The sequence below is a fragment of the Pseudomonas sp. MUP55 genome (assembly GCF_034043515.1).
GTDB lineage: Bacteria > Pseudomonadota > Gammaproteobacteria > Pseudomonadales > Pseudomonadaceae > Aquipseudomonas.
This window is the reverse complement of sequence record NZ_CP138214.1, coordinates 5,794,658-5,819,151: the sequence shown is the minus strand read 5'-3', so window position 1 is coordinate 5,819,151 and position 24,494 is coordinate 5,794,658. Positions and strand designations below refer to the sequence as shown.

16 protein-coding genes and 2 pseudogenes are annotated in these 24,494 nt (G+C 60.3%); 2 read left to right on the top strand and 16 right to left on the bottom strand.

Features of this window, described 5'->3' with window-relative positions:
• Positions 1–272: 272 nt before the first annotated feature.
• Positions 273–539: pseudogene (locus tag SC318_RS27160) on the bottom strand (hypothetical protein); the annotation flags it as partial.
• Between the two features lie 7 nt (positions 540–546).
• On the opposite strand from SC318_RS27160, the pseudogene SC318_RS26350 reads away from it, so the two are divergent.
• Positions 547–615, top strand: a pseudogene (locus SC318_RS26350) (integration host factor); the annotation flags it as partial.
• A 118-nt stretch (positions 616–733) separates the two neighbouring features.
• Here the strand turns inward: SC318_RS26350 and SC318_RS26345 are convergent.
• Together SC318_RS26345 and SC318_RS26340 are read right to left on the bottom strand one after the other, a co-directional pair.
• Positions 734–1,210, bottom strand: coding sequence for a hypothetical protein (locus SC318_RS26345; RefSeq protein ID WP_320429049.1), 477 nt, complete (start codon positions 1,208–1,210; stop codon positions 734–736).
• Complete coding sequence (locus tag SC318_RS26340; RefSeq protein WP_320429048.1) at positions 1,197–5,531, bottom strand: RHS repeat-associated core domain-containing protein; 4,335 nt, start codon at positions 5,529–5,531, stop codon at positions 1,197–1,199. Before SC318_RS26340 ends, SC318_RS26345 begins: the two co-directional genes overlap by 14 nt.
• 24 nt (positions 5,532–5,555) lie before the next feature.
• Between SC318_RS26340 and SC318_RS26335 the strand changes: the two genes are divergently transcribed.
• Positions 5,556–5,780: an HU family DNA-binding protein gene (locus SC318_RS26335; protein ID WP_320429047.1), complete on the top strand. Its 225-nt coding sequence runs from the start codon at positions 5,556–5,558 to the stop codon at positions 5,778–5,780.
• Position 5,781: 1 nt separating this feature from the next.
• Here the strand turns inward: SC318_RS26335 and SC318_RS26330 are convergent, their stop codons facing one another.
• From SC318_RS26330 to tssA, 13 genes are all read right to left on the bottom strand, one after another.
• A complete protein-coding gene (locus tag SC318_RS26330; protein ID WP_320429046.1) occupies positions 5,782–6,102 on the bottom strand; it encodes a DUF7716 domain-containing protein in 321 nt (106 codons plus the stop codon).
• 463 nt (positions 6,103–6,565) lie between these two features.
• On the bottom strand, positions 6,566–7,165 hold the full coding sequence (locus SC318_RS26325) for a hypothetical protein (protein ID WP_320429045.1): 600 nt from the start codon (positions 7,163–7,165) through the stop codon (positions 6,566–6,568).
• Between the two features lie 19 nt (positions 7,166–7,184).
• The gene (locus SC318_RS26320; protein WP_320429044.1) at positions 7,185–11,642 is read right to left on the bottom strand and encodes an RHS repeat-associated core domain-containing protein; all 4,458 of its coding nucleotides are present in this window, start codon (positions 11,640–11,642) and stop codon (positions 7,185–7,187) included.
• A 12-nt stretch (positions 11,643–11,654) separates the two neighbouring features.
• Positions 11,655–12,089, bottom strand: coding sequence for a DcrB-related protein (locus SC318_RS26315; RefSeq protein WP_320429043.1), 435 nt, complete (start codon positions 12,087–12,089; stop codon positions 11,655–11,657).
• Positions 12,090–12,103: 14 nt separating this feature from the next.
• Positions 12,104–14,044: a type VI secretion system Vgr family protein gene (locus tag SC318_RS26310; protein WP_320429042.1), complete on the bottom strand. Its 1,941-nt coding sequence runs from the start codon at positions 14,042–14,044 to the stop codon at positions 12,104–12,106.
• Between the two features lie 156 nt (positions 14,045–14,200).
• Positions 14,201–16,855 carry a type VI secretion system ATPase TssH gene (gene tssH / locus SC318_RS26305; protein ID WP_320429041.1) on the bottom strand — a complete coding sequence of 885 codons (2,655 nt, stop codon included), beginning with the start codon at positions 16,853–16,855 and terminating at the stop codon, positions 14,201–14,203.
• The gene (gene tssG / locus SC318_RS26300; protein WP_320429040.1) at positions 16,848–17,891 is read right to left on the bottom strand and encodes a type VI secretion system baseplate subunit TssG; all 1,044 of its coding nucleotides are present in this window, start codon (positions 17,889–17,891) and stop codon (positions 16,848–16,850) included. The genes tssH and tssG overlap by 8 nt, the downstream gene beginning before the upstream one ends.
• Positions 17,855–19,714, bottom strand: coding sequence for a type VI secretion system baseplate subunit TssF (tssF, locus tag SC318_RS26295; protein ID WP_320429039.1), 1,860 nt, complete (start codon positions 19,712–19,714; stop codon positions 17,855–17,857). The genes tssG and tssF overlap by 37 nt, the downstream gene beginning before the upstream one ends.
• The gene (gene tssE, locus SC318_RS26290) at positions 19,711–20,226 is read right to left on the bottom strand and encodes a type VI secretion system baseplate subunit TssE (protein ID WP_042945974.1); all 516 of its coding nucleotides are present in this window, start codon (positions 20,224–20,226) and stop codon (positions 19,711–19,713) included. The genes tssF and tssE overlap by 4 nt, the downstream gene beginning before the upstream one ends.
• Before the next feature lie 203 nt (positions 20,227–20,429).
• Positions 20,430–20,918, bottom strand: coding sequence for an Hcp family type VI secretion system effector (locus SC318_RS26285; RefSeq protein ID WP_005792512.1), 489 nt, complete (start codon positions 20,916–20,918; stop codon positions 20,430–20,432).
• A 181-nt stretch (positions 20,919–21,099) separates the two neighbouring features.
• Complete coding sequence (tssC, locus tag SC318_RS26280; protein WP_010207548.1) at positions 21,100–22,596, bottom strand: type VI secretion system contractile sheath large subunit; 1,497 nt, start codon at positions 22,594–22,596, stop codon at positions 21,100–21,102.
• 2 nt (positions 22,597–22,598) lie between these two features.
• Positions 22,599–23,105 (bottom strand): type VI secretion system contractile sheath small subunit, encoded by a 507-nt coding sequence (tssB, locus tag SC318_RS26275; protein ID WP_010207547.1) that lies wholly within the window; start codon positions 23,103–23,105, stop codon positions 22,599–22,601.
• 54 nt (positions 23,106–23,159) lie between these two features.
• The gene (tssA, locus tag SC318_RS26270) at positions 23,160–24,179 is read right to left on the bottom strand and encodes a type VI secretion system protein TssA (RefSeq protein ID WP_320429038.1); all 1,020 of its coding nucleotides are present in this window, start codon (positions 24,177–24,179) and stop codon (positions 23,160–23,162) included.
• Positions 24,180–24,494 lie beyond the last annotated feature (315 nt).

The window sequence follows — 24,494 nt, the reverse complement described above, 5'->3', positions numbered from 1 at the left end:
GTTCCCAGTCGAGCGTGGGATACTTTTTTCGAGCGTCTCGCTCGAGCCATTTAACCCGTCGGTGATCTCAAAGACTTTGGTCCAGCTCGGTGAGTCCGATGTCGTAGCGACTCGCATAAAGTAATCCTTATGTCAGTGTCTACATTTGTTACCCGGATGTAGTTTTCCTCGGCGTTTGAAATACTTTCCTATTTAAATCTTTCCCATACCTGCATATTGCCTTTCGTCGGTGCCGCCATCATGCGTTTATAAGCAAGATTTTGGGTTTAGGCCATCCTGACCACGCGGCCGTCGTCATTACGCACTTCAATCAATCGGCTTTCAGCGTCATACGAAAACCGCTGCACACCCCGTTTAGCGCTGCGTTTTTCAATCATCCGGCCAAAGGCGTCGTACCGATAACGCTTATCGTGATACGTCAGCAGCTTGGTGTGCACCACCAACCCGGCACCAGCCTGCGGGCCGTCGAGCAGGTTGGCGGCGGCGTCGTAGGGGAAGGTTTCGCGCTAGCTATGCAGGCTGTCCTGGCTGGCAAGGATGCAGGCGAAGATCAAGGCGAGCGACACCGTAGCGTTCAAACCGGGCAAGTCGCTCAAAGACAGCGTCAACCCGTAAAAGGTGGTACCGCCTGAAGGGAGGCGGGCGGGTATAAAAAATGGGCACGCCAACTGGGTTGGGTGCCCATTTTTTTTGTAAGACAGCTGCTTCGGTCTATGTTATTTGGTAGCGGCTGTTATCCCCTGACCAGCCCATCATGCTCGTCAGTTGGTTCTTTACCAACCATCTCCTCGTAATCATCAGGCTCTGAATTTAGATCCCCCGGAATCCACTTTCCGTTCTGTTGTTTGTAACTCCGCGCTCTGTAAGGATGCAGTGCAACAATGCCTGTAATTTCTTTTTGTAGATTTTTCTCTTCGTACCAGACACTCCCGCATTCTCCGCAACCCCAGAAAGGCCGAGCCTTCTCATCTATCAGATCGACCCAGCCTATGCATTGAGTAACTGGGCATCGATAGTTTTGAGCGGGATGGGAGGTTGCGACAGGGTCCTCAGCTTTAACGTATTGAGTCGAGGAACCACACTTCGGACATTCGATCATGATGAAGCGTTGGCCCTTCGCTACCATCGGTTCGACAAGCTTCAACTGTTGTGCATCAAGTCCAAAAGTTTTGTGACAGACCTGACAGCATGCGTCTTTAATTGAGTCCATATGGATTCTCCCCCTCTGGATACCAATGTAGGGCTTTGCTATTCGCTTTATGGTAACCCTTGTCCATGAGTACCAAGTTACTTTGGCGATTATTACCGCCTCGGAATATCGGCTTTTTGTGGTGTACGTCAAAACCCTCTGGAACTTGGCCTTTTTTCATTCTATCAACCCCCGCCTGACCGTATTTTTGAACTGAGCTTGGGTCTTTTGCCATCTTCTTCAGGTACTTCTCTTTAGCTCCGCCTTTCTTGCCAAAGTTAGCACGGATTTTTTTGATTTCACCCTTTGTTCTCTTGTGATAGCAGGTTTTGAGACCCCACGGATCAATCCAGGTAAAAGGGTTAGGCGAATATTGGTACAGATTGAGCCCGCCCTCCAGATCTATGGGGTCCGGGGTAGTAAAACGACCTATGTCTGGATCGTAATATCGGAACAGGTTGTAATGCAGCCCCGTCTCCCGGTCCAGGTACTGTCCCTGAAACCGTAGATTTTGTTCCTCTAGGTAATAAGGCTCGCGCACCTCTTCCAGCGTATTACCCCACACCCGATAGGTCGCCCGCCAGACGTAGTGTCCGTCTGCTTCGGTCAACTGTTCCGGCAGCCCGTTCAGATCATTGTGGTAATAACGAATTTTCTGCAGCGGTCCGCTTCCGTCGACGCGGGCCAATGGCTCGTAGCCTTCGTCCTGATACACATAAAGGCTGGTCTGGCTGTGTTTATGCTCCTGCAACAGCCGTAAGCCATCCCAGGTAAACCGTGTTTCCCCCAGCGGATAACCATCGCTGCCATGCTCGGTTTTCTCAACCCTGCGTCCCAGCGCGTCATAAGCCATCCTGACCACGCTGCCATCGTCATTACGCACTTCAATCAGTCGGCTTTCAGCGTCATACGCAAACCGCTGCACACCCCGTTTAGCGCTGCGTTTTTCAATCATCCGCCCAAACGCGTCATAGCGATAACGCTTGTCCTGATACGTCAGCAGCTTGTTGTGCACCACCAACCCGGCACCGGCCTGCGGGCCGTCGAGCAGGTTGGCGGCGGCGTCGTAGGCGAAGGTTTCGCGCTGGCCATGCAGGCTGTCCTGGCTGGCGATGATGCGGCCGGTGGCGTCGTAGTGCAGCAGCTGGCGGTGCTGTGCGGCGGGTTGTTGGTCGAGTTTGCCGATCAGGTTGTCGGCGGGGTCGTACTCGAACTGCTTTTGCGCGGCGGCTGGCATCAGCGAGGGCTGACTTGCCAGGCGGCGCTGGCGTGAGCGCAGTCGGCCGCTGCGGTCGTACTCGCTGCGGGTGCTGAGTTGGCCTTGAGTACGCAGGACTTCGCGGTGCAGGCGGTCGCGTTCGAAGTCGCTGATCACTTGGCCATCAAGGTTGATCTGGTGCAGGTGGCCGCTGCCGTAGTACAGGCGATTGAGCCAGCGGCCATCCGGCAATTGGGTCTGGATCAGGTTGCCGAGTTCGTCGTAGTGGTGTTGCAGGCTGCCCGCCGAGCTCTGTTCGGCAAGCAACTGGCCGAGCGGGTCGTAACTGAACCCCAGGGCTTGGGTATTGCCTTGCAGGTCGGTGAAGGTGACGGCCGTCAGCTGATCGACTTCGTCGTAGCTGTAGTCGGTACGACCATCGTCGGTGGTTTTAGTAATCAGTCGGCCGACCGCATCGCGCGCCAGCCTATGCACGATGGGCGCGGGCGGTGTTTCGGGAACAATCGCCAGTCCATTGCCAAACGGTGCCGGGATGGCGGTCACGGTGGTGATGTTGTCCAGCCGGTCGTAATCGTAGCGTTTGGCACTGCCATCAAGGTCTTGCTGCTCAGCCAACCGATCCCCGGCATCCCAGGCAAACCGATAACGTTCGCCGTTCTCGTTGACCAGCGCTTGCAGGCGCCCGTAGCTGTCATAGCCAAACTGCACCTGTCGGCCATGGGCGTCGGTGCGCTGGCTGACCTGGCCACGCCGGTTGTGCTGGTAGAGCGTGGTGTGCCCGGCAGGGTCGGTGTAACCCAGCAGTTGGCCGTTGATGTCGCGTTGGAACTGTTCGGTACGACCGTCCGGCAACTGGCTGCTGAGCAAGCGGCCCTGGGCGTCATAGCGAAATTGAGTGCGCTCGCCGAGGGCGTCGGTGATGGCCTGCAAGAAGCCGCGTTCGTCGTAGCTGAACCGTGTCGGATAACCTGAGCAGTCGATATGTTCAACCAATTGCCCGAACGGGTTCCAGCGCAGCTTCTTGCTCTTGCCGGTGGCGTCGATGATTTCCACGACCTGGCCGTGGGTGTCATAAACGTAACGGGTGCTATGCCCCAGCGGATCGGTTTCGGCAATGCAGTTGCCGCGTTGGTCGTAGCGATACTGCCAACTGTTGCCGGCGGCGTCGGTTTCCACCAGCGGTAGCGCCCAATGCTCCAGCCACAGGGTGGAGTCGCTGCGGCCCAGCGGGTCGGTTTCACCGATAAGGTTGCCGGACTCGTCGTAGCTGTATTCGTAGCGGCCTCCCAATGGGTTGATGGCGCTGAGCAATTGGCGTTCGTCATCCCAGTCGAACAGCCAGGTTTGGCCAAGGTTGTCGCTGTAGCGAATGATCTGGTGCTGGGTGTTCCACAGGCGCGTACTGACACGCTGCAAACCGTCGGTGATGCGGGTGAGGCCGGCCTGCAGGTCATAGTCGAACTGGTACGTGTCGCCCTCGTCGGTCCAGTGACGCACGACTCGCCATTCCAGGCCCTCTACCAGAGCCCACTCATAGAAGCAGCGCAATCCAGTGGGTAACTGATGCTCCACCATCCGGCGTCCGGCATCGTAGGTGAAGCGCCGTTGAACCTGCCCGGTGGCATCGCGAACCACAGCCAACTGACCGGCCACGTCATACTCATAGCTGACCAGCACTTCGCGGCGTTGGTCGGGGTACAGGCGTTCGATCCGGGTCAAGGCATCGAGGTCGCGGATCAGCTCAACCTGCACCAGGTCGAACGTATCGCGCAGCCGCAGCAGGCGCCCGGCTGGGTCATAGTCGACATGAATACGGTTGTCGTTGCGATCACCCAGCTGAACCAGGCGCAACAGCGCAGCATGGGTCGGCGTGGGTTCAAACAAGCGATACAGGCCGTCATCACTTTCGATCAACAACTGCCCGTTGAGGTGCCGCCGTACGGCAAGGCCTTCACCGGCGCTGAACACTGCACCGCCCAGGGGGATGGAACCCATGTCGATAGGGCGCCCCTGCTCGTCGGTGTACACCAGCGTTTCGCCGCCTTCGGGATGAGGACGGACCTCGACGCACACCTCATACGGCACGCTCCAGCCCGCGCCGAACAGGCTGCCGGTGCGCTCGTCACGGCTGTTGTAGAAGCGTTGCCAGTCAATCGGCAAGATGCCGGGCAGTGCAAAATCCAGCTCTTCATCGTCGCCCAGCACTTTGGCGCCAGTCGCGGCATGCACCGGGTTAGAAGAGCCCGTTGCCGCATTGGCCAACGCGCCCATCGCACTGCTGACGGCCATCGAGGTGGCCCCACCGATCAGCATGCACGGCAGCTTGCTGAAGAACTTGCCCTTGCCGCCCTTGAGCATCAGCAGCGCCGTGACCGCAAGCCCGACCCCCGGCGTCTTGCCGCTGCGAATCTCGCGCACCACCACTGTGCCGCCGCCGATGGTCACATTGGAGGAAATCAACCCGGAAGACACCACGGTCGCATCACACGTGCTGCGATCACCGCTGCGCACCGCCGGCTGACCGTTGATCGTGACCTTGTCCGAGCCCTCGGCCAGAAACTGCGGCGGCATCGGCGGGTGCTTCATGCACACGACCACGTCCAATGGCTTGGGCACGGCGCCGGGCGCAGGCGTGGCGACGGTCGGGCGCCACATCTGCGAGAAGAAACTTTCGGCCATGTCCAGGTAGCTGGCTTCGGGTTCCGGCTCGGGGGGTTCAAGCTCGGTACCCGCTGGTGCAACGTGGGAGCTGATCGCCCCAGCGGCGCGGGCGGCGGGAATGTTGTTGGTGAGCGTGTCGGTGGAGCCGGTGAGAATGTTGGCCTGCACCGTGGGGGGGAACAGGGCGTTACTGAAGGCATCGCATAATTTGGTCAGCCCTTTGTCCGCCCCCGTCTTGCTCATGGCCAGGCCGACAATCGTGCCCACCACCGCGCCCAACAGGAAGCAGCCCAGCCCACCGGTGGCGACGGTAATGCCGGTGGCCGCGACCACTGCGGCAGTTGCTACAGCAGTAATCGCGATATTCGCCGCCACCTCCAGCACGCCGCCGAGAATGTCGGCCATCATCGAAGTGTGGGCCAGCGCATCGCCCATTCGGGCGGCCCAAAGTGCGTCTGACAAGGCTAAGTTCCTGTGCCTGGCGTGTTGAACGCTGAACCTCGGTTAGGCGTTCCTTCTCCCTTTCCGCGCTCACTTTTTCTCAAAGAACAGGCCAACCGCGTACTCAATGCCTTCCTCGAAGAAATCACCCGTGCCTTTCACCGCAAGGAAGCGTTCACCCTGGTCGGCTTCGGCGCTATCCTGCAACGCCACAGCGGCGCCCGCACCGGCAAAAAAACGCAGGCCGGTGAGCCGGTGAGGAGAGTTTGACTTAATATTCGATGAACGCGTCATTTTCGAAATAGTAAACGAACGCGTTGAACAGATCCCCTGCACTCGGCGCTGGCAACTGGTCTTTGGCGTTGTCGACTACGTCCTCGATTGCTGAAGTCTCCAGCGTCGCAATCCAACCATCCTCTTTCGCCTGTTTTGGCAAATAGTCGTCTGAGTCAGGTGGGAAATCCGAACTGTCGAGTGAGAACACGCCTGAGGTCTCAGGGCTCCACTGTGCGGAGTCTGGAGGTAGGTAGAACCAACCGTGCGGGTTGTTCTCAGGCGAAGTCAGAACATCGCGAATAGAGATTAATTTCATATCACTTCCTCATAGGGGGCAAGTGCATTTTCCACCAAGCTTTTTGAAACCACCCTTTTGATCAGGGTGCAGACTCGCTTGAACAGGCCCTTTAGCTCTGTGTTGTGGCCTGGGGACCAGTTCGATTTTCGTGGGATCCTGAGCGTTATGATGCCACGACTGACCGGGTGGGCTGGTGTCTTTATGACCTCCATACTTGCCGGGCTTCACGTGTTCGATTACCTCAGGTGGTAACGATTTCGCCATGTGCGGGTTCTTTTGAATCGCTCCGCTGCTGCCACCGCTGCTGTCGCCAGCGCAGTAATAGCCACGTTTGCCGCCACCTCCAGCACACCGCCGAGGATGTCGGCCTCACCGAAGCTGTTCGAAGGCGCTTGATCAGTCGCGGATCCTCAAGGCAGTGGAGAGGTCGCACGTTGTCGATAAGTGGCGTGATCAGAACCCTTCCTTTGGTAGAACCTGCTTAGCCGTAGAAGTAATCGAAGAAGCGTTCGAAGTTCTCCTCGCCCAGCAACGGGCTGACTTCTTTGGTCAACAATTTTACAAATTTGGCGGAAAGCTCGTCGTCATCGTTGTAAATGTCAAAGATGTCGAATTTTCCATGAACAATTTCGATAGTTTTGGCGAACGCCAAGAGGAAATCAGCCAGAGAGTCGGCAATCTTGAACGGCTTGACGACATCGTAGCTCGCCCACACCGAAGTGCCGGGAGTATCCGTGACGGCGATAACCGGTTTACCGCCGCCAATATCGTCCATGAAAACCAGATACTGGGCGGGCCAATTCCCGTTTATCTGGGTCTTGTTCGAGTCGCCAGCCCATTTATAGCCAACTTGGCCGTCTTCCAAAGTGCTCAAATTGAAGAAGCATATCGGCGTCAAACCGGTTTCAACTTCAACATCAACTGGCTCGCAGTTATCGTAGAAATAATCGGTCTCTGCCGAGCGCGGCAACGTCTGCGGCCATTTTTCATTGGCTTGACTGCGCTTTTCGAAGCGGCCTTCGATATCGAATTTTTTGTGGACGCGGCGCAGTTCTTTAAATGCGTTGTCGAGGGCGCTCATGTTCTTCTCCAATGGGAAATTATTTACCACAGCCGGTTTTTCTGCCAGGGGTTCTAAGACGGTCGATCAATCGGCCTTTGCCTGAATTGGCATAGTTCTTTCGGTGCCCTTGGGGGCTGTTCAAATGTTCGTCCACACCACTTGGGTGCTTCGAGTTTTGCAAGAAAACAATGTTCCTCGGGTCACCCTTCCAGGCCTTGCCCAAGGCGCCGTTACCTTCGACGCTATTGATATGGTGGCCGGTGTAACCCGCTTTGGACATCTTGGAGTTCAAGCGAGCGTTGCTCTTCGTATCCTTGATAAGCTTGCGTTCTTCATCCGTCCAGTTTCGTGAGCCGCCACCGCGTAACACCAGATCCCGCTCTTCGCCCCATGCCCTATTGATTGCTGTACCGCGGCCACCCGCTTTGGGTGTGACGGATGTCTTGGGTTTGTAACGTACCAAATCCTCAGGATTTAAGCCGTAGGGGTCGATCCAGGTCAGTGGATTGGTTGAATACAGGTAAAGGTTCAGCCCCCCTGCGAGGCCTATAGGGTCTGGAGTGGTGAAGCGGCCAATATCCGGATCGTAGAAACGGAATATGTTGTGATGCAAGCCGGTTTCACGGTCCAGGTACTGGCCCTGAAACCTCAGGTTTTGTTCTTCGATGTAGTAAGGTTCTCGGATTTCTTGAACCGTGTTTCCCCAAATTTGATAGCTGGCTTGCCAGACGGTCTGACCTTCAGCTTCCGAGAGCAGTTCGGGCAGGCCGTTGAGGTCATTGTGGTAGTAGCGGACTTTCTGCTGGATGCCGCTGCCATCAACGCGAGCGAGAGGTTCGTGACTATCGTCCGCGTATATGTAAAGGCTGGTCTGGGCGTACTTGTGTTCTTGCAGCAGGCGCAGTCCATCCCACATGAAGCGGGTCTCGCTCAACAAATAGCCGTTCCCGTCGTAGATCGTCTTGGCAGTTCTTCGTCCTAAAGGGTCATAGGTCATTCTTACGACAGACCTCTGCCCGCCGTGCTCATTGTGGACCTCAATCAAGCGATGTTCGGCGTCATAGGCAAAGCGTTGGATGCCGCGATTTGCGCTGCGTTTTTCGATCATTCGACCGAAACCGTCGTAACGATAACGTTTGTCCTGATACGTCAGGAGCTTGTTGTGCTGAACCAGCCCTGCACCGGGTTGCGGACCATCGAGAAGGTTTGCAGCTGCATCATAGGAATAGGTTTCGCGTTGGCCAACGAGATTGTCTTGGCTGGCGACCACCCGGTCGGTTGCATCGTAGTGCAGCAGTTGCCTGCGTTGGCCGCTCGACGTTTGCTCAAGCTTGCCAATCAGATTGTCGCTGGGGTCATACTCGAATTGCTTTTGTACCGTTGCATGAAGTGCCGACGCCCGGGTGATCTGGCCTCGTTCACGGGAGCGCAATCGCCCACAACGGTCATAGTGATGACGGGTGCTGAGGTGCCCCTGGGTACGCAGTACTTCGCGGTGCAGGCGGTCGCGCTCAAAGTCGCTGATAACCTGGCCATCGAGATTTATTTGATGGAGGTGCCCACTGCCGTAATGCAAGCGGTTGAGCCAGCGCCCGTCAGGCAGGCAAGTCTGGCTCAGGTTACCGAGCTCGTCATAGGAATGGTGCAGGATGCCAGTCGCGCTTTTCTCTTCGATCAGTTGACCAACGCTGTCGTAGTCGAAGTTGACCGCTTGTTGCCTGCCGGCATTGTCGGTAAATGTGACGGCCTTGAGTTGATCCAGCGAGTCGTAGGTGTATTCCGTTCGTCCATCATCCGTGACCTTGACCCGCAGGCGGCCAACGGCGTCGCGCTCAAAGCAATGCACGACAGGTGCTTCGGGTGTTACAGGTACTGATGCCATCCCGCTGCCCAGTGGGGCGGGAATAGCTTCCATCCGCTTGATGTTGTTGAGTGCGTCGTAGTGATAGCGGCGCACGCTACCGTCCAGGTCCTGCTGTTCAGCCACGCGGTCGTTGGCGTCCCAGGCGAAAAGGTACCGCTCACCGTTTTCGTTGGACAGGGTTTTAAGGCGACCATAGCTGTCGTATTCAAAGTTGACTTGGCGTCCGTGCGTATCAAGCCGCTGGCTGACCTGCCCCTGGCGATTGCGTTGGTAGTAGGTAGAGTGCCCGGAGAAGTCGGTATGCGCGATCAATTGACCGCTGATGTCGCGCTGAAAGTGCTCGATGCGTCCATCAGGTAACTGAGTACTTAGCACCAGGCCCCGTGCATCGTAAACAAAGGTTGTGCGTTCGCCCAATGCATCGGCGACTGTCTGCAAATAGCCTCTTTCGTCATACTTGAAACGGGTCGGGTAACCTGAGCAGTCAATATGCTCAATGAGTTGGCCGAATGGATTCCAGCGCATCCTTTTGCTTTTTCCGGCTGCGTCGATGATCTCCACCAACTGCCCGCAATCGTCATAGCGATACTGCGTAACGTGGCCCAGCGGGTCCGTTTCAGCAATGCAGTTACCTCGCTGATCATAACGCAAGTGCCACGTGTTGCCCTCGCTGTCCGTGCCTGAGACTGGTAAAGCCCAATGCTCCAGCCACAAGGTCGAATCACTGCGGCCCAGGGGATCGGTTTCGCCGACAAGATTCCCGGACTCGTCGTAGCTGTATGCGTAGCGGCCACCCAATGGGTCGGTCGCGCTGAGTAGTTGGCGTTCGTCATTCCACTCAAACAGCCAAGTTTGCTCGAGGTTATCGCTGTAGCGAATGATCTGGTGCTGGGAGTTCCAGTGGCGGGTGCTGACGCGTTGCAAACCATCGGTAATCTGCGTGATACCGGCCTGCAAGTCATAGTCGAACTGGTAGGCGTCGCCTTCCTCGGTCCAGTGCCTAGCCACGCGCCATTCCACGTCTTCAACCAAGGCCCATTCGTAGAAGCAGCGCAATCCGGCGGGCAACTGGTGCTCCACCATGCGCCCGCCGGCATCGTAGCTGAAGCGCCGCTGCACCTGGCCAGTGGGATCGCGCACCAGCGCCAGGTTGCCGGCGGTGTCGTAGTCATAGCTGACCAGTGCTTCGCGGCGCTGATCGGGGTACAGACGCTCGAGCCGCACCAGATTGCCTTGATCGCGGATCAACTCGACTTGCACCAGATCGAACGTATCGCGCAGGCGTATCAGGCGCCCGTGCTCGTCGTAGTCGATATGAATACGGTTGTCGTTGCGGTCGCCTAATTGGATTAGCCGCAGCAACGTCGTATTGGCCGGCGTAGGTTCGAACAAGCGATACAAGCCATCATCGCTTTCGATCAGCAACTGCCCATTGAGGTGGCGCCTTACGGCGAGGCCTTCACCGGCGCTGAACACCGCACCGCCCAGAGGAATGCTACCCATGTCGATCGGCCGACCCTGTTCGTCGGTGTAGACCAGCGTTTCGCCGCCGTCGGCATGCGGCAGGACGTTGACACACACCTCGTAGGCCACACTCCACCCGGTGCTGAACAGCCCGCCTTGTCGCTCGTCACGACTGCTGTAGAAGCGTTGCCAGTCAATCGGCAGGATGCCGGGCAGTGCAAAATCCAGCTCTTCATCGCCGCCCAGCACTTTGGCGCCAGTCGCGGCATGCACCGGGTTCGACGAGCCCGTTGCCGCATTGGCCAACGCGCCCATCGCACTGCTGACGGCCATCGAGGTGGCCCCACCGATCAGCATGCACGGCAGCTTGCTGAAGAACTTGCCCTTGCCGCCCTTGAGCATCAGCAGCGCGGTGACCGCAAGCCCCACCCCCGGCGTCTTGCCGCTGCGAATCTCGCGCACCACCACTGTGCCGCCGCCGACGGTCACATTGGAGGAAATCAGCCCCGATGACACCACGGTCGCGTCACACGTGCTGCGATCACCGCTGCGCACCGCCGGCTGGCCGTTGATCGTGACCTTGTCCGAGCCCTCGGCCAGAAACTGCGGCGGCATCGGCGGATGCTTCATGCACACGACCACGTCCAATGGCTTGGGCACGGCGCCGGGCGCAGGCGTGGCGACGGTCGGGCGCCACATCTGCGAGAAGAAACTTTCGGCCATGTCCAGGTAGCTGGCTTCGGGTTCCGGCTCGGGGGCTTCAAGCTCGGTACCCGCTGGTGCAACGTGGGAGCTGATCGCCCCAGCGGCGCGGGCGGCGGGAATGTTGTTGGTGAGCGTGTCGGTGGAGCCGGTGAGAATGTTGGCCTGCACCGTGGGGGGGAACAGGGCGTTACTGAAGGCATCGCATAATTTGGTCAGCCCTTTGTCCGCCCCCGTCTTGCTCATGGCCAGGCCGACAATCGTGCCCACCACCGCGCCCAACAGGAAGCAGCCCAGCCCACCGGTGGCGACGGTAATGCCGGTGGCCGCGACCACTGCGGCAGTTGCTACAGCAGTAATCGCGATATTCGCCGCCACCTCCAGCACGCCGCCGAGAATGTCGGCCATCATCGAAGTGTGGGCCAGCGCATCGCCCATTCGGGCCGCCCATAACGCGTCAGACATGCAGGCCGCTCATCAGGAAACAGCGTCGAACGACAGGGAATTCTTGATCAATGCCCAATGCGCCGCTTCGGCATCACCCAGCGCATCCGCCTTCACATAACTCAGCGCAAGCATCTTGCGCGTGCCCGGAATCACCAACGCCAACTGATACTGGAACACCTTGTCATTACCCTTGTTGAACTGGCTGCGCAGCTCGATGCCTTCCACCTCTTGATTCGCACCCAGGCGCACATCGACGCCGGGTTGATAGCGCAGGTCCTGCACCTGTTTTTCCAGGCGCTGGAGTTGGTCGTTGAAGTTGCTGTGCAGGGTTTCGCCCTCGGCGAGCAGGCTGCGGCTGACGATCAGCGAGGTGCCCAGTTCGGGAAACTTGAGGATATTGATCGTCGCATCCTGCAGCTCGCCGGCAGGTAACTGGAACTGGAATTCATTGATTCGATACGTCATGGAAGCAGGTCTCGTCAGGAGCTTTTAGGCGTGGGGAACGCGGCTTTGATGTTGGCGTCGATGCTGGCTTTGACGCCCTGGCCATCAGGCGTGGCGCCCGCGCCGCCACCGTTGTTCAGGTGCAGGACACCGCCGGTATTGAACTCGGCATCGCCGCTGGCGTAGAAACTGATCTGTACGCCGGTCAGGTTGATCTGCCCGCTGGCGTTCAGCTCCAGGATGCTTTCGCCACAGACCAGGCGCAGGTTCTCGCCCACTTCGATCACGTAGCTCTGGCTGATGCTGTCGGTCTTGCGCTGGCCCACCGAGAGGATGTCTTCCTGCTTGACGATGCGCAGACGGTTATTGCCGATGGTCACCGTCTCGTTATGCCCGATACTCTTGTTACGGTCATGCCCCACCGAATGGCTCTCGTCCACCTCCACCACGATGTCCTGATTACGCTCGGCATGGATATACAACTGCTCCAGCCCCTTCTTGTCCTCCATGCGGATTTCATTGAAGTTGGCCGGTGTGCCGCCTTTGCTGGAGCGGCTTTTCATGCCGCTCTGGGTGGCGTTTTCCGGCAGGTCGTAAGGCACGGTCTGCTCGGCGTTGTATACCCGCCCGGTGATGATCGGTCGGTCCGGGTCGCCTTCGAGGAAGCTGACGATCACTTCCTGGCCGATCCGTGGAATCTGCATCGAGCCCCAGTTCTTGCCGGCCCAGGATTGCGACACGCGAATCCAGCAGGAGCTGTTCTCGTTGGACTGGTCGTGGCGGTCCCAGTAGAAGTGCACCTTCACGCGGCCGTACTGGTCGGTCCAGATTTCTTCGCCTTTGGGGCCCACCACCAGGGCGGTCTGCGGACCTTTGACGATGGGCCGGTGGGTGCTGGCCAGCGGGCGGAAGCTTTGCTGGGCGTCGATGCAGGTCAGGCTGCTTTCGAACTGCGCTCCGCCTGCGCCGCCGCCGCTTTCCAGGCTTTCCTGCACGATGTAATAGCGACAGCCAACGATCAGGTATTCGCGGTTCTGATCCTTGCGGCTGAAGCCGGTGAGGCTGAACAGGTGGCCCGAACCCAGGCCACGGGCATTGCCGGCGAACTCGATCTGTTCGTGCAGGGTTTGCAGGGCTTCGATGCGGGTGCGCGCGTAGTGTTCGCCGTCGGCGCTTTGCACGTAGGTGCCCGGGTAGTCGTACAGCGGGTAGTCACCGGCGGTGTGCGGGCGCGGCATCGCCGAGCGCACGTCAATGCTGGCGCTGGGACGCTGGAAGTCGTAGTCGTTGAGCTCCAGCGAACCCGGCTGCACTTCCTGCGCCAGGTGCCAGTTGTGCATGTGGTCGCGTTCGCGCTGCTGCTCGTCCTTGGGGTAATACGGGATCGACCCATAGCCGGGCACGGTGGTGTGGGCACCGTAGGCGTCGGCCAGCACCAGCACATGGCGGTCCTGTTCGTGACGGAAGAAGTAGTAGATGCCTTCCTGTTCCATCAAGCGGCTGACGAAATCGAAGCTGGTCTCGCGGTACTGCACGCAGTATTCCCACTCGCGATACGGCCGGCTCAGGGCGTCTTCAAAGTCGGAAAAACCGAGGTCACGAAACACCTGCTTGATGATCTGCGGGATGCTCAGGTTCTGGAAAATCCGGCAATCGGAGGTGCGGCTGAGCAGCCACAGCCAGGGGCGCAGGGTCACCTGGTAACTGGCGAACTGGCCCTGGTCGATGTTCTGGCTGCAGCGCGCGACGATGCCATGGAAGTGCCGCTCGCCGCCGTCCGCCAGTTGCAGTCCCACGCTCATCGGCTTGCCCAGCAGCTGGTTGAGGTCGATGTTGGCGTCCAGGGACGTCAGTTGCAGCTCATAGTTGAACAGCCTGCCCAGCTCTTCACCGCCGCCCATTTCATTGAGCAGCAGCACATCCGGCCCGAGTGGGCTGGTGATCTTGGCCAGGCGTGAGGCTTGGTTGAATAGCATCGGTAGTCCCGTAGACATCTTAATAACTGAAGAAACCGAATCCACTGTGGGAGGGGGCTTGCCCCCGATAGCGGTGTATCAGGTTACAAATTTCTGGCTGACCCACCGCCATCGGGGGCAAGCCCCTTCCCACATTTTGAGCAGCATCCCGTCAGGTCAATCGTTGAACTGATAGTGCAATTCGTTATCCCGACTGCTGACGCGCACCCCCGCCAGCGCCTTGCCTTCGAGCATGCGCGTGAGGAATTCACGGCTCATGTCCGGCAGCAGGCTGTTGGTGAGGATGGTGTCGATCATGCGCCCGCCGCTTTCGGTCTCGGTGCAACGCGAGACGATCAGATCGACCACCGCGTCGTCGTAGTCGAAGGCGACCTTGTGGGTATTTTCCACGCGCTTCTTGATGCGGCCCAGCTGCAGGCGGGTGATCGCCTTGAGCATCTCGTCGCTCAGCGGGTAGTACGGGATCGTCACCAGACGGCCGAGCAGCGCGGGTGGGAAGATCTCCAGCAGTGGCTGGCGCAGGGCCTTGGCGATTTCCTCGGGCTCGGGGATGTTCGCCGGGTCCTTGCATACTTGGGAAATCAGCTCGGTGCCGGCGTTGGTGGTCAGCAGGATCAGCGTGTTCTTGAAGTCGATCACGCGGCCTTCGCCGTCTTCCATCACGCCTTTGTCGAATACCTGGAAGAAGATTTCATGCACGTCCGGGTGGGCTTTTTCCACCTCGTCCAGCAGTACCACGCTGTAGGGCTTGCGCCGCACCGCTTCGGTCAGCACGCCGCCTTCGCCATAACCGATATAGCCCGGTGGCGCGCCCTTGAGGGTCGACACGGTATGGGCTTCCTGGAATTCGCTCATGTTGATGGTGATCACGTTCTGCTCGCCGCCATACATGGCTTCGGCCAGGGCCAGGGCAGTCTCGGTCTTGCCCACACCCGAGGTGCCGGCGAGCATGAATACGCCAATCGGTTTGCTCGGGTTGTCGAGGCCGGCGCGCGACGTCTGGATGCGCTTGGCGATCATCTGCAGGGCATGGTCCTGGCCGATGATGCGTTTTTTCAGGTGCTGGTCGAGGTTGAGCACCGTTTCCAGTTCGTTGCGCGCCATGCGGCCCACCGGGATACCGGTCCAGTCCGCGACGACCGACGCCACGGCCTGGTAATCCACAGTAGGCAGGATCAACGGGGTTTCGCCTTGCAGGGCGCTGAGGCGTTGTTGCAGGTCCACCAACTGGGCACGCAGTTCATCGTTGCCGCTGTCGACTTCGCCGACCTTTTCACGCAGCGTCGCGCGGGTGGCGAGCAGCTCATCCACTAGGGCTTTCTCTTCGGCCCAACGGCTTTCCAGGCTGGCCAGACGCTCACGCTCGGTGCTCAACAAGGCTTCGCTGTTGGTTTGGCGCGCACCAATGGCAATGCCGATCGCATGTTCACGGGCGATGATCTGCAGCTCGGTTTCCAGCGCTTCGATACGGCGGCGGCTGTCGTCGACTTCGGCCGGCACTGCGTGCAGGCTGATCGCGACGCGGGCGCAGGCGGTGTCCAGCAGGCTCACGGATTTGTCCGGTAACTGGCGCGCCGGAATGTAGCGGTGGGACAGCTTCACCGAAGCTTCCAGCGCTTCATCGAGCACCTGCACCTGATGGTGTTTCTCCATGGTCGAGGCCACGCCGCGCATCATCAGCAGCGCCTTGTCTTCCGACGGCTCGGCGACTTGCACCACCTGGAAGCGGCGGGTCAGGGCCGGGTCTTTTTCGATGTGCTTCTTGTACTCGGCCCAGGTCGTCGCGGCCACGGTACGCAAGGTGCCACGAGCCAGGGCAGGCTTGAGCAGGTTGGCCGCGTCGCCCGTGCCCGCCGCGCCGCCGGCGCCGACCAGGGTGTGGGCTTCGTCGATAAACAGGATGATCGGCTTGGGCGAGGCCTGCACGTCTTCGATGACCTGGCGCAGGCGCTGTTCGAACTCGCCTTTCATGCTCGCGCCGGCTTGCAGCAGGCCCACGTCGAGGCTGCGCAGTTCCACGTCCTTGAGCGAAGGCGGTACATCGCCGGCGACGATGCGCAGGGCAAAGCCTTCGACCACGGCCGTCTTGCCCACCCCGGCTTCGCCGGTGAGGATCGGGTTGTTCTGGCGACGACGCATGAGGATATCCACCAGTTGGCGAATCTCTTCATCACGCCCCACGACAGGGTCGAGCTTGCCGCTGCGCGCCTGTTCGGTCAGGTCGACGGTAAATCGCTTGAGGGCTTCCTGCTTGCCCATCGCGCTGGGGGCCATGGCGCCGCTGGCTTCGCCGGGCACTCCGGCATTGAACCCGTCGCTGGCGCTGAGGGCGTTCTCGGGCGAGTCGCCCACGTATTCATCAAAGCGCTCGCTCAGGGCCTCGGGCTTGATCTTGTCGAACTCGGACGACAAGCCGAGTAACGCATGGCGCAGGCTTGGCGTTTTGAGGATGCCCAGCACCAGGTAGCCGGTACGCACCTGGCTCTCGCCGAACATCAGGCTGCCGTACACCCAACCGCGTTCCACGGCTTCTTCCACGTGGGATGACAGGTCGGTGATCGATGTGGAGCCGCGGGGCAGGCGGTCCAGGGCTTCGGTGAGGTCACGGGCCAGGCGCGCCGGTTCCACATTGAACTGGCGGATGATGCGGTGCAGGTCCGAGTCCTGCAGTTGCAGCAACTGGTGAAACCAGTGGGCCAGTTCCACATACGGGTTGCCCCGCAATTTGCAGAACACGGTGGCGGCTTCGATGGCCTTGTAGGCCACGCTGTTGAGTTTGCCGAACAGTGCGGCGCGACTGATTTCACCCATGCTCTGGATTCCTTGAGGTGGTGGCGTGATCGGCGTAATGCCGCGCCAGGATTAGGTCGTTGGCGTCATGCGCAGGTTGGCCGAGCCAGGTGTTGAAGCCCAGGCGGAACTGGCCGTTGAGTTGCAGCGCCGGAACTTCGGGTTGTTGCAGAACCAGGTTCAGGTCCCAGTCCAGTTCATGGCCCAGGTACTCGGCGACCCAGGCCACCAGTTCGTTGAACGGCTGCTGGCCGGGCAGCATGCCCATGTAGTCGTCGAGTTTCAGCGGGCCCAGGCGGATACGGAATTTGTGCTGGCGGTCCCATACATGGCTGCCCAGGCAAAAGTCCACGCCCAGCCGGTTGGCGCTCACGCCGACGCGGCTGCGTTCGGGCAATTCCAGCCATTGGCCGACGTATTCTTCGATCGCCACCGGCAAGCCGAAGTATTCGCTGAGGATGGCCTTCAAGCCATCCGGATAACGGGTTTGCGCCGACAAGTGGCCGCTGTAATGCAGCTTCGCCGTATCCGGGATAAGCCCCTGGTTGAGCAGGCTCGGCATGCCGCGACCGCTCAAGGCGGCGAGGCGTGCGGACCAGTAGTCATCGTCCGGGCGGTCATGGCTGACCGTCGGCCGCGCCTCGGCCCAGGCACGGTAGAACAGGGTCAGCAGGCGATGGTGAAACACATCCAGGAACTGCTTGCTGGTGCTGTCGGCGTTATTGCGCTGGCGCTCGCGCACGTACTCGGTGATATGCAGCGGCAGCGGGCCGTTGGGGCCGCCGAGGCCGAAGAAGAACTGCTCCAGACGCGCCGGTTTACCCTCGCCACCGGGGTCGACCGAGGCCAGTGTGGCCGGGGCGAAGGTGCAATCGGCCTGTTGCCCCAGGCGCAGCGGGTCATCGGCCAGGCGCAGGGAGTGGCCCAGGCGCGGCAGGTCCGGCGATTCGCACTCGATACGCCGCAGCGCCTGGAAGAAGTCATATTCCCAGGGCTCCTGGTGCATCGCGTCCAGGGTACTCACAGGGTCGGACGTCGTCCGGGCTTGGCTTTCCATCGCATGATCTCGCCGCGTTCGGTGGTACGGATCACCGTCTCGGTAAAACTGTTGATCGACACGTAGCGTGCCAGGAAGCGTTCCAGCACCGCACCGAGCAGGAACACGCCGGTGCCGCGAAACGCGTTTTCATCGAACTCCAGGGTAATTTCCAGGCCGCGGCCAAACACAATCGGGCCGGGCATCGGCAGGCGTCGGGTCACCGCTTTGCTGCTGACTTCACGCAGGCCTTCGATCTGCAATTGCAGGGCGGCGTCGTTGCTGTCGCCATACAGGCGCAACAGTTCACGCAAGGCGCCCGCGCCCTGGCCCTGTTCGCTCAGCGACAGGTAATTGAGTGACAACTGGCTGATCAGGCGCCAGGCCTTGGCGTCGTGGGCATGGCTGGCGCGCGGGCGGCTGGGGCCTGCGACGCAGCGCACCGAGAGCACCGGGGCGCTGTCGGCCAGGGTGAAGTCGGTCTTGCCGTTGCCCACGCTCATGAACAGTGGCAGGTCGCGGTTGGTGCACAGCGCTGTGACGCCCAACTGGCGCAGATCATGGCGGTATGGCGCTTGGCGGCTGTCCACCAGGCTGACGAAGGTTTCGCTGCCCACGTAAGTGGAGCGCGGGCCGTTACGGCGCTGGTCGCTGGACAGCACGCGCGGTTCGCGGCGCACGGTGTAATACGCCTGGTCGCGCCCATAGCGAGAGGGATCACGCACGGCGTAAAACGGCAGGAACGGCTGCTCCGGCCCGGTGCCATGGCCGGTGATGCCGCTCAACGAGTGAATCTCGAAATCCATCGGTCGTGTGCGGTCGGCGATCACATGGTGTTCGTTGACCCGGTCGGACAGGTGGATGCGGTCCACGCGCTTGGGGAACAGGTTGATCGCCGGCGTGCAGAACGGCAGGAACTGCGCCGCGCCGACACTGCCTTCCAGGCTCGGCTCGTGGCGGTCGAACAGCACGATCAGTTCCAGCTCCTGGCCGTCGCAGCGCTTGACCGCACGACTCAGTTCGGCGAATTCGACGAACAGGAACCGGTGGGGCAGGGCGAAGTATTCCTGCAGCAACCGATAGCCCTGGAAGGCCCGCGCGACCACCGGCATGGCCGCGTCGGCATCGTCAAAACCGCGGGAGCGCAACGCGTCCTGAGGCAAGCGCTCAACCCAGTCGCCCCCCGGCTTGCGCGCGAATACCGCGCAGGCGTTGCCCAGCAATTGTTCGTAGAGGCGGAACGGTTGCTCATCGGCGCCGCTGAGGTAGAGCGGCAGGTTATCCAGGTCGAGGCTGTTGAACGGCAATTCGGCGCCGGTGCGCAGGGTCAGGCGCAAACCCGCTTTGGCCTTCGGCTCGCTGGCGGCCAGGCGCCCGAGCACGGCGGCAGGGTTGCCGAAGTACTCGGCATTGCTTACCTGCAGTGGCCACAGCGTCACCGGGTGCGCGGTGCGGTACTCGCAGCAGGTCTGGGTTTCACGGCCCAGGGCGGCGCGCAGCACCGTGTCGCGGGGCAGGGGGAAGCCGCTGGCCAGGGAGCCTTCGTCGGGGTCGGTCTGCAGTTGCACCACCGTCATCGACGGGGTGGGCGCCAGGTAATGCGGGTAGGCGATTTCCAGCAGATTGTGGGTGAAGGTCGGGTACTCGGCGTCGAGCTTCAACTGCACGCGGGCGGTGAGGTAGGCAAAACCTTCGAGCAGGCGTTCGACGTACGGGTCGGCGCAGTCCATACCGGACAGGGTCAGCCGACTGGCGATCTTCGGGTATTCCTTGGCGAACTCGGCGGCGCTTTCGCGCACATGGTGCAGTTCCTGGTTGTACAGCTCCAGCAGGCGCGGGTTCATGGGCGCCTCCGTTGGTCTGCGTTCACCACGCGCACATGGCCGGACTCAAGGTCCAGGTCAGTTTGCAGCAGCAGGCGCAACGGTACCGGCTGGGCCCACAGGTCGCCTTCGATCTCGAAACTCAAGGCGTTGTGGTTCATTTCACCCTGGCCGACGCGGGCCTTGACGCGCAGCGTGTGGCGCAGGATGCGCGGTTCGAAGGTCGCGATGGCCTGGTAGATCAGGGCTTCCAGGGCTTTGATGTCGACGCTGGAAACACTGTTGCCCGCCAGCGCCGGCAGGCCGTAATTGACCACCGAGGTGCCGGCCGGTGTGTGCAACGTGGCATCGGCATCGAGCAACGACGTGGTGTTGAGCAGCCACGCCAGGTCACGCAATACCGAGGCTTTCAATTGGGTCAGGGACAGCACGCGTTTGTCGGCGCTTTCCTTGGGATTGGTTGGGTCATCGTCGGTCAACCGGTCCAGCAAGGACGGTTGCAGACGGTCGCGGGAAGCGATTTCAGTTACCACCAAAGCAGCTCCACGGACAATATTGAAATAAGAAAACCCCGCAGCCGCTACCGAGCGAAGCGAGGCTGTGGGAGGGGGCTTGCTCCCGATGGCGGTGGACCAGTATCGACTTTATCAACTGGCCGACCGTAATCGGGAGCAAGCCCCCTCCCACATTCTCGCTTCGCTCCTCAGCTGCTAAGACGGAGCGAGAGAGAGGCGTATCAGCGCTTGGTGTTGGAACGGATGTTCCAGCCAAACTTGATCGCGCCGCCGTCTTTGGTGCCGTCGGCTTTCTGCGGCTGGTAGTCGACCATCACTTGGGCGAAGTTCAGGGTGACGTTCTCGGTCAGGCGGTCATCGGTGCCCGAACCGCCGGTGCTCAGGGAGGTCACCAGGACTTCTTCCAGGTTGATCACCATGTACTCGACCTGGCTTTCGCCACCGGCCTTGCGCACGGTCAGCTTGACCTTGTCGATGTGCTTGCCGCTGGCGCAGTGCATCATCAGGTTCGGCGAAGCCTTGTCGACGTACTTGGTCAGCGACAGGTCCTGGATATTCACCTTGCCCGCGCCGCCGCCACCGCCAACGTGCATGTTGCCGGACTGGGCCATGCCCCAGCTCCAGTTCAACACGTCGATTTCGTCCTTGTGGGCCTTGTCCATGGACTCGCCCTTGATGTCGCCGATCTTGATGAAAATATCAACAGCCATGTTTTCTCCCTGTGTGGCGTGGGCCACTGAATTTGGTGATCGTTCCCACGCTCTGCGTGGTAACGCATCTTGTGTTTTTGTGTGGGAGGGGACTTGCCCCCGATGCAGGCAACTCGGTCTGTCAATCAGACCGAGGTGATGCCATCGGGGGCAAGCCCCCTCCCACAGAAGAGCGAATTACTTAAGCGCTTTTTGCAGACGGCAGCTTCGACACCAGGCGCAACGACACCGTCAGCCCTTCGAGCTGGTAGTGCGGGCGCAGGTAGAACTTGGAGTTGTAGTAACCCGGGTTGCCTTCCACTTCTTCCACGATCACTTCGGCGGCTGCCAGTGGATGCTGGGCCTTGGTGGTTTCGGTGGAGTGCGCCGGATCACCGTCGACGTAGTTGAGGATCCAGTCCTGCAACCAGCGCTGCATTTCGTCCTTCTCTTTGAAGGAACCGATCTTGTCGCGCACGATGCACTTCAAGTAGTGCGCGAAACGGCAGGTGGCGAACAGGTACGGCAGGCGCGCGGCCAGGTTGGCGTTGGCGGTGGCGTCCGGGTCGTCGTATTCGGCCGGTTTCTGCAGCGACTGGGCGCCGATGAACGCGGCGAAGTCGGTGTTTTTCTTGTGCAGCAGCGGCATGAAACCGTTCTTCGCCAGTTCCGCTTCACGGCGGTCGCTGATGGCGATTTCGGTCGGGCACTTCATGTCCACGCCACCGTCATCGGTAGGGAACGTGTGGGCCGGCAGGTTTTCCACTTCACCGCCGGACTCGATGCCACGGATGCGTGAGCACCAGCCGTAGTGCTTGAACGAACGGTTGATGTTCACCGCCATTGCGTAGGCGGCGTTGGCCCAGGTGTACTTGGAGCTGTCGGCGCCGTCGGTGTTTTCTTCGAAGGCGAAGGCTTCCACCGGGTCGGTCTTGGCGCCGTACGGCAGGCGCGCCAGGAAGCGCGGCATGGTCAGGCCGATGTAGCGCGAGTCTTCCGATTCACGCAGCGAGCGCCAGCCGGCGTATTCCGGGGTGGTGAAGATCTTGGTCAGGTCGCGCGGGTTCGACAGTTCCTGCCACGAGCCCATGCCCATCACGGTCGGCGACGCGGCTGCGATGAACGGAGAGTGCATGGCGGCGCAGACTTTCGACAGCTCGCCCAGCAGTTCCACGTCGGGAGGCGACTGGTCGAAGTAGTAGTCGCCCACCAGGCAGCCGTAGGGTTCGCCGCCGAACTGGCCGTATTCTTCTTCGTACATCTTCTTGAAGATCGGGCTCTGGTCCCACGCCGTGCCCTTGAATTTCTTCAGGGTCTTGTGCAGGTCCGGCTTGGAGATGTTGAGCACGCGAATCTTCAGCTGCTCATCGCTCTCGGTGTTGTTGACCAGGTAGTGCAGGCCACGCCAGGCGCTTTCCAGCTGCTGGAAATCCTGGTGGTGGATGATCTGGTTGACCTGGGCGGTGAGCTTGGCGTCGATGGCGGCGATGATCGATTCGATCGACTTGATCGCGTCGTTGGACACCAGGTCGGTTTGCGCCAGGGCCTGTTCGGCCAGGGTGCGCACCGCGGTTTCCACGGCTTCGCGGGCGCGCTCGGTCTTGGGTTTGAATTCCTGCAGCAGCAGGTTGGCAAACTCGCTGGCTTCTTCGGTGGCACCCAGGATCTGGCTGCCTTCGCGGGCGGTATTGTCAGTCATGATTACTGGTCCCCTGCAGGCTTAGGCGCACTGGCAAGTGCCTGGAGCAGCGCCGGGTCCTTGATCGCCTTCATGATGATTTCTTCAGCGCCGGTCTTGCCGTCCATGTAGGTCAGCAGGTTGGCCAACTGGGTGCGGGCTTCGAGCAACTGGTTCAACGAATCGACCTTGCGCGCCACGGCGGCCGGGCTGAAGTCGTCCATGCTTTCGAAGGTGATGTCCAGGCTCAGGTTGCCTTCGCCTGTCAGCTCATTGGGTACGTGGAACGCCACGCGTGGCTGCATGGCCTTGAGGCGGGAGTCGAAGTTGTCGACGTCCACTTCAAGGAACTTGCGGTCGGCCACGGGTGCCAGCGGCTCGGCAGGCTTGCCGGCGAGGTCGGCCATCACACCCATGACGAAGGGCAGCTGGACCTTTTTCTCGGCGCCGTAGAGCTCGACGTCGTACTCGATCTGCACTCGAGGCGCACGGTTGCGCGCGATGAATTTCTGAGAACTTTGCTTCGCCACGTTGCTGCTCCTGGTCGCTTGAGCGACGGTGTTGTTACTGCACGGTCCGGCGGCTTACTCGCTGTCTGGGCCGCGCAGGTTTTCAAATTGGGACATGCCGTCGGGAATCAGATTGCGCACGATGGCCGCGAAGTCGGCATGCACCAGATTCTTCGCGCGGTTCAACAGCACCGGCAGCGGGCTCGAAGGCTCGTGCCGGGTGTAATACGCAAGGATTTTGTCGAGGCTGCGCAGCACGTCATCGCGGCTTGCGATATCGCCGACAGGGCGCGGTGCTGAGGGTGCGGCGGCGTAATCCACCGAGGGGGCACTGTCTTCACTGACAGCCTCGGGTTCGCTGCTGCTGTCGCTGCCGGGTACGGCTTGATTGAGCAGTTGCAGGGCCTGTTTGAGCGGCTGTTTCAACGCGCTGAGGTCCACGCCCTGGGCGGAACCGACCTGCTCGTTGACCTGTTGTTCGATGGCTTCGCAGGCGGCGCGCGCAGCGCTCAAGGCGTCGCGGGTGGCTTGCAGCTGTTGCGGATCGCTGTCGAGGAACGCCGCGTTGAGTTGCTGGGCACCCAATTGTTCGTCGGGGAAACTCAGCAGGCCGCTGGCGTTCAATGCGGCGCGCAGGCTCACGGGGCCGAAGGTGCGCGAGCGCGTGAGGATACTTTCGCGCAGCAGGCGAATCGTCGTGTCGCTCGTCAGGCCGGACAGCGCGTTGATACGCACGGTGGGGTCGTTGTCGTCATCGGCATCCAGGCGCGGGTGCAGGTCGGCCCAGTACTGGCGCAGTAACGCGTCGATCAGTGTCAGGGTTTCGGCCAGCCCGGCCACGCCTTGCAGGGCGAGCGAGCTTTGCAGCAGGAAATGGGTGATGCGCAGGTCTTTGCTGCGCTGGAGCAAGTCCAGGCTCTGCTGCTGGATGCTGCGCCATTCAGGCGGCTCAGCGGGCAGGATCGAATCGCCCATGCTGCGCTCGGGTTGGCCCTTGGCATCACGTTCCAATTGCAGAAATTGCGCGTCATATTCCATGTCTTCGCCACAGGGCGAGGACGCGGACACGGCGGTGAGCAGCAACGGCACATCCACTGAATTCGATCTCCCTATCAGCCCGTTAGATGCCGGGCGCTGCATGCTTTAGTTGCGCGGTGAACTTTGCATGTTTTCTTGGTCATACTTTCAGAGTGCCACTACTGTGCCATCACTGATGTTCAAGAAGTTGTGCATTTTTGGTGTAGTACTTAGGCCTTGTCAAGGTAAGCTATTCGCCCTCTGTGACAGATGTGCGGTGTTTAACAACCTGCGCGACTGGTGGGTCGAACGGCGCCCGTCGTAGAGGATTTTTGTCATGCAAGCCGGATAAGATCAGCGATCATGCTGGCAAATACAGATTCAGGCGGTCGT

Coding starts and splice junctions, on each gene's coding strand:
- SC318_RS26325 (WP_320429045.1), bottom strand. CDS start 7,165: ATGAGCGCCCTCGACAACGCATTTAAAGAACTGCGCCGCGTCCACAAA.
- tssF (WP_320429039.1), bottom strand. CDS start 19,714: ATGAACCCGCGCCTGCTGGAGCTGTACAACCAGGAACTGCACCATGTG.
- SC318_RS26330 (WP_320429046.1), bottom strand. CDS start 6,102: ATGAAATTAATCTCTATTCGCGATGTTCTGACTTCGCCTGAGAACAAC.
- SC318_RS26285 (WP_005792512.1), bottom strand. CDS start 20,918: ATGGCTGTTGATATTTTCATCAAGATCGGCGACATCAAGGGCGAGTCC.
- SC318_RS26315 (WP_320429043.1), bottom strand. CDS start 12,089: ATGACGTATCGAATCAATGAATTCCAGTTCCAGTTACCTGCCGGCGAG.
- SC318_RS26345 (WP_320429049.1), bottom strand. CDS start 1,210: ATGGACTCAATTAAAGACGCATGCTGTCAGGTCTGTCACAAAACTTTT.
- SC318_RS26320 (WP_320429044.1), bottom strand. CDS start 11,642: ATGTCTGACGCGTTATGGGCGGCCCGAATGGGCGATGCGCTGGCCCAC.
- tssH (WP_320429041.1), bottom strand. CDS start 16,855: ATGGGTGAAATCAGTCGCGCCGCACTGTTCGGCAAACTCAACAGCGTG.
- tssC (WP_010207548.1), bottom strand. CDS start 22,596: ATGACTGACAATACCGCCCGCGAAGGCAGCCAGATCCTGGGTGCCACC.
- tssG (WP_320429040.1), bottom strand. CDS start 17,891: ATGGAAAGCCAAGCCCGGACGACGTCCGACCCTGTGAGTACCCTGGAC.
- SC318_RS26310 (WP_320429042.1), bottom strand. CDS start 14,044: ATGCTATTCAACCAAGCCTCACGCCTGGCCAAGATCACCAGCCCACTC.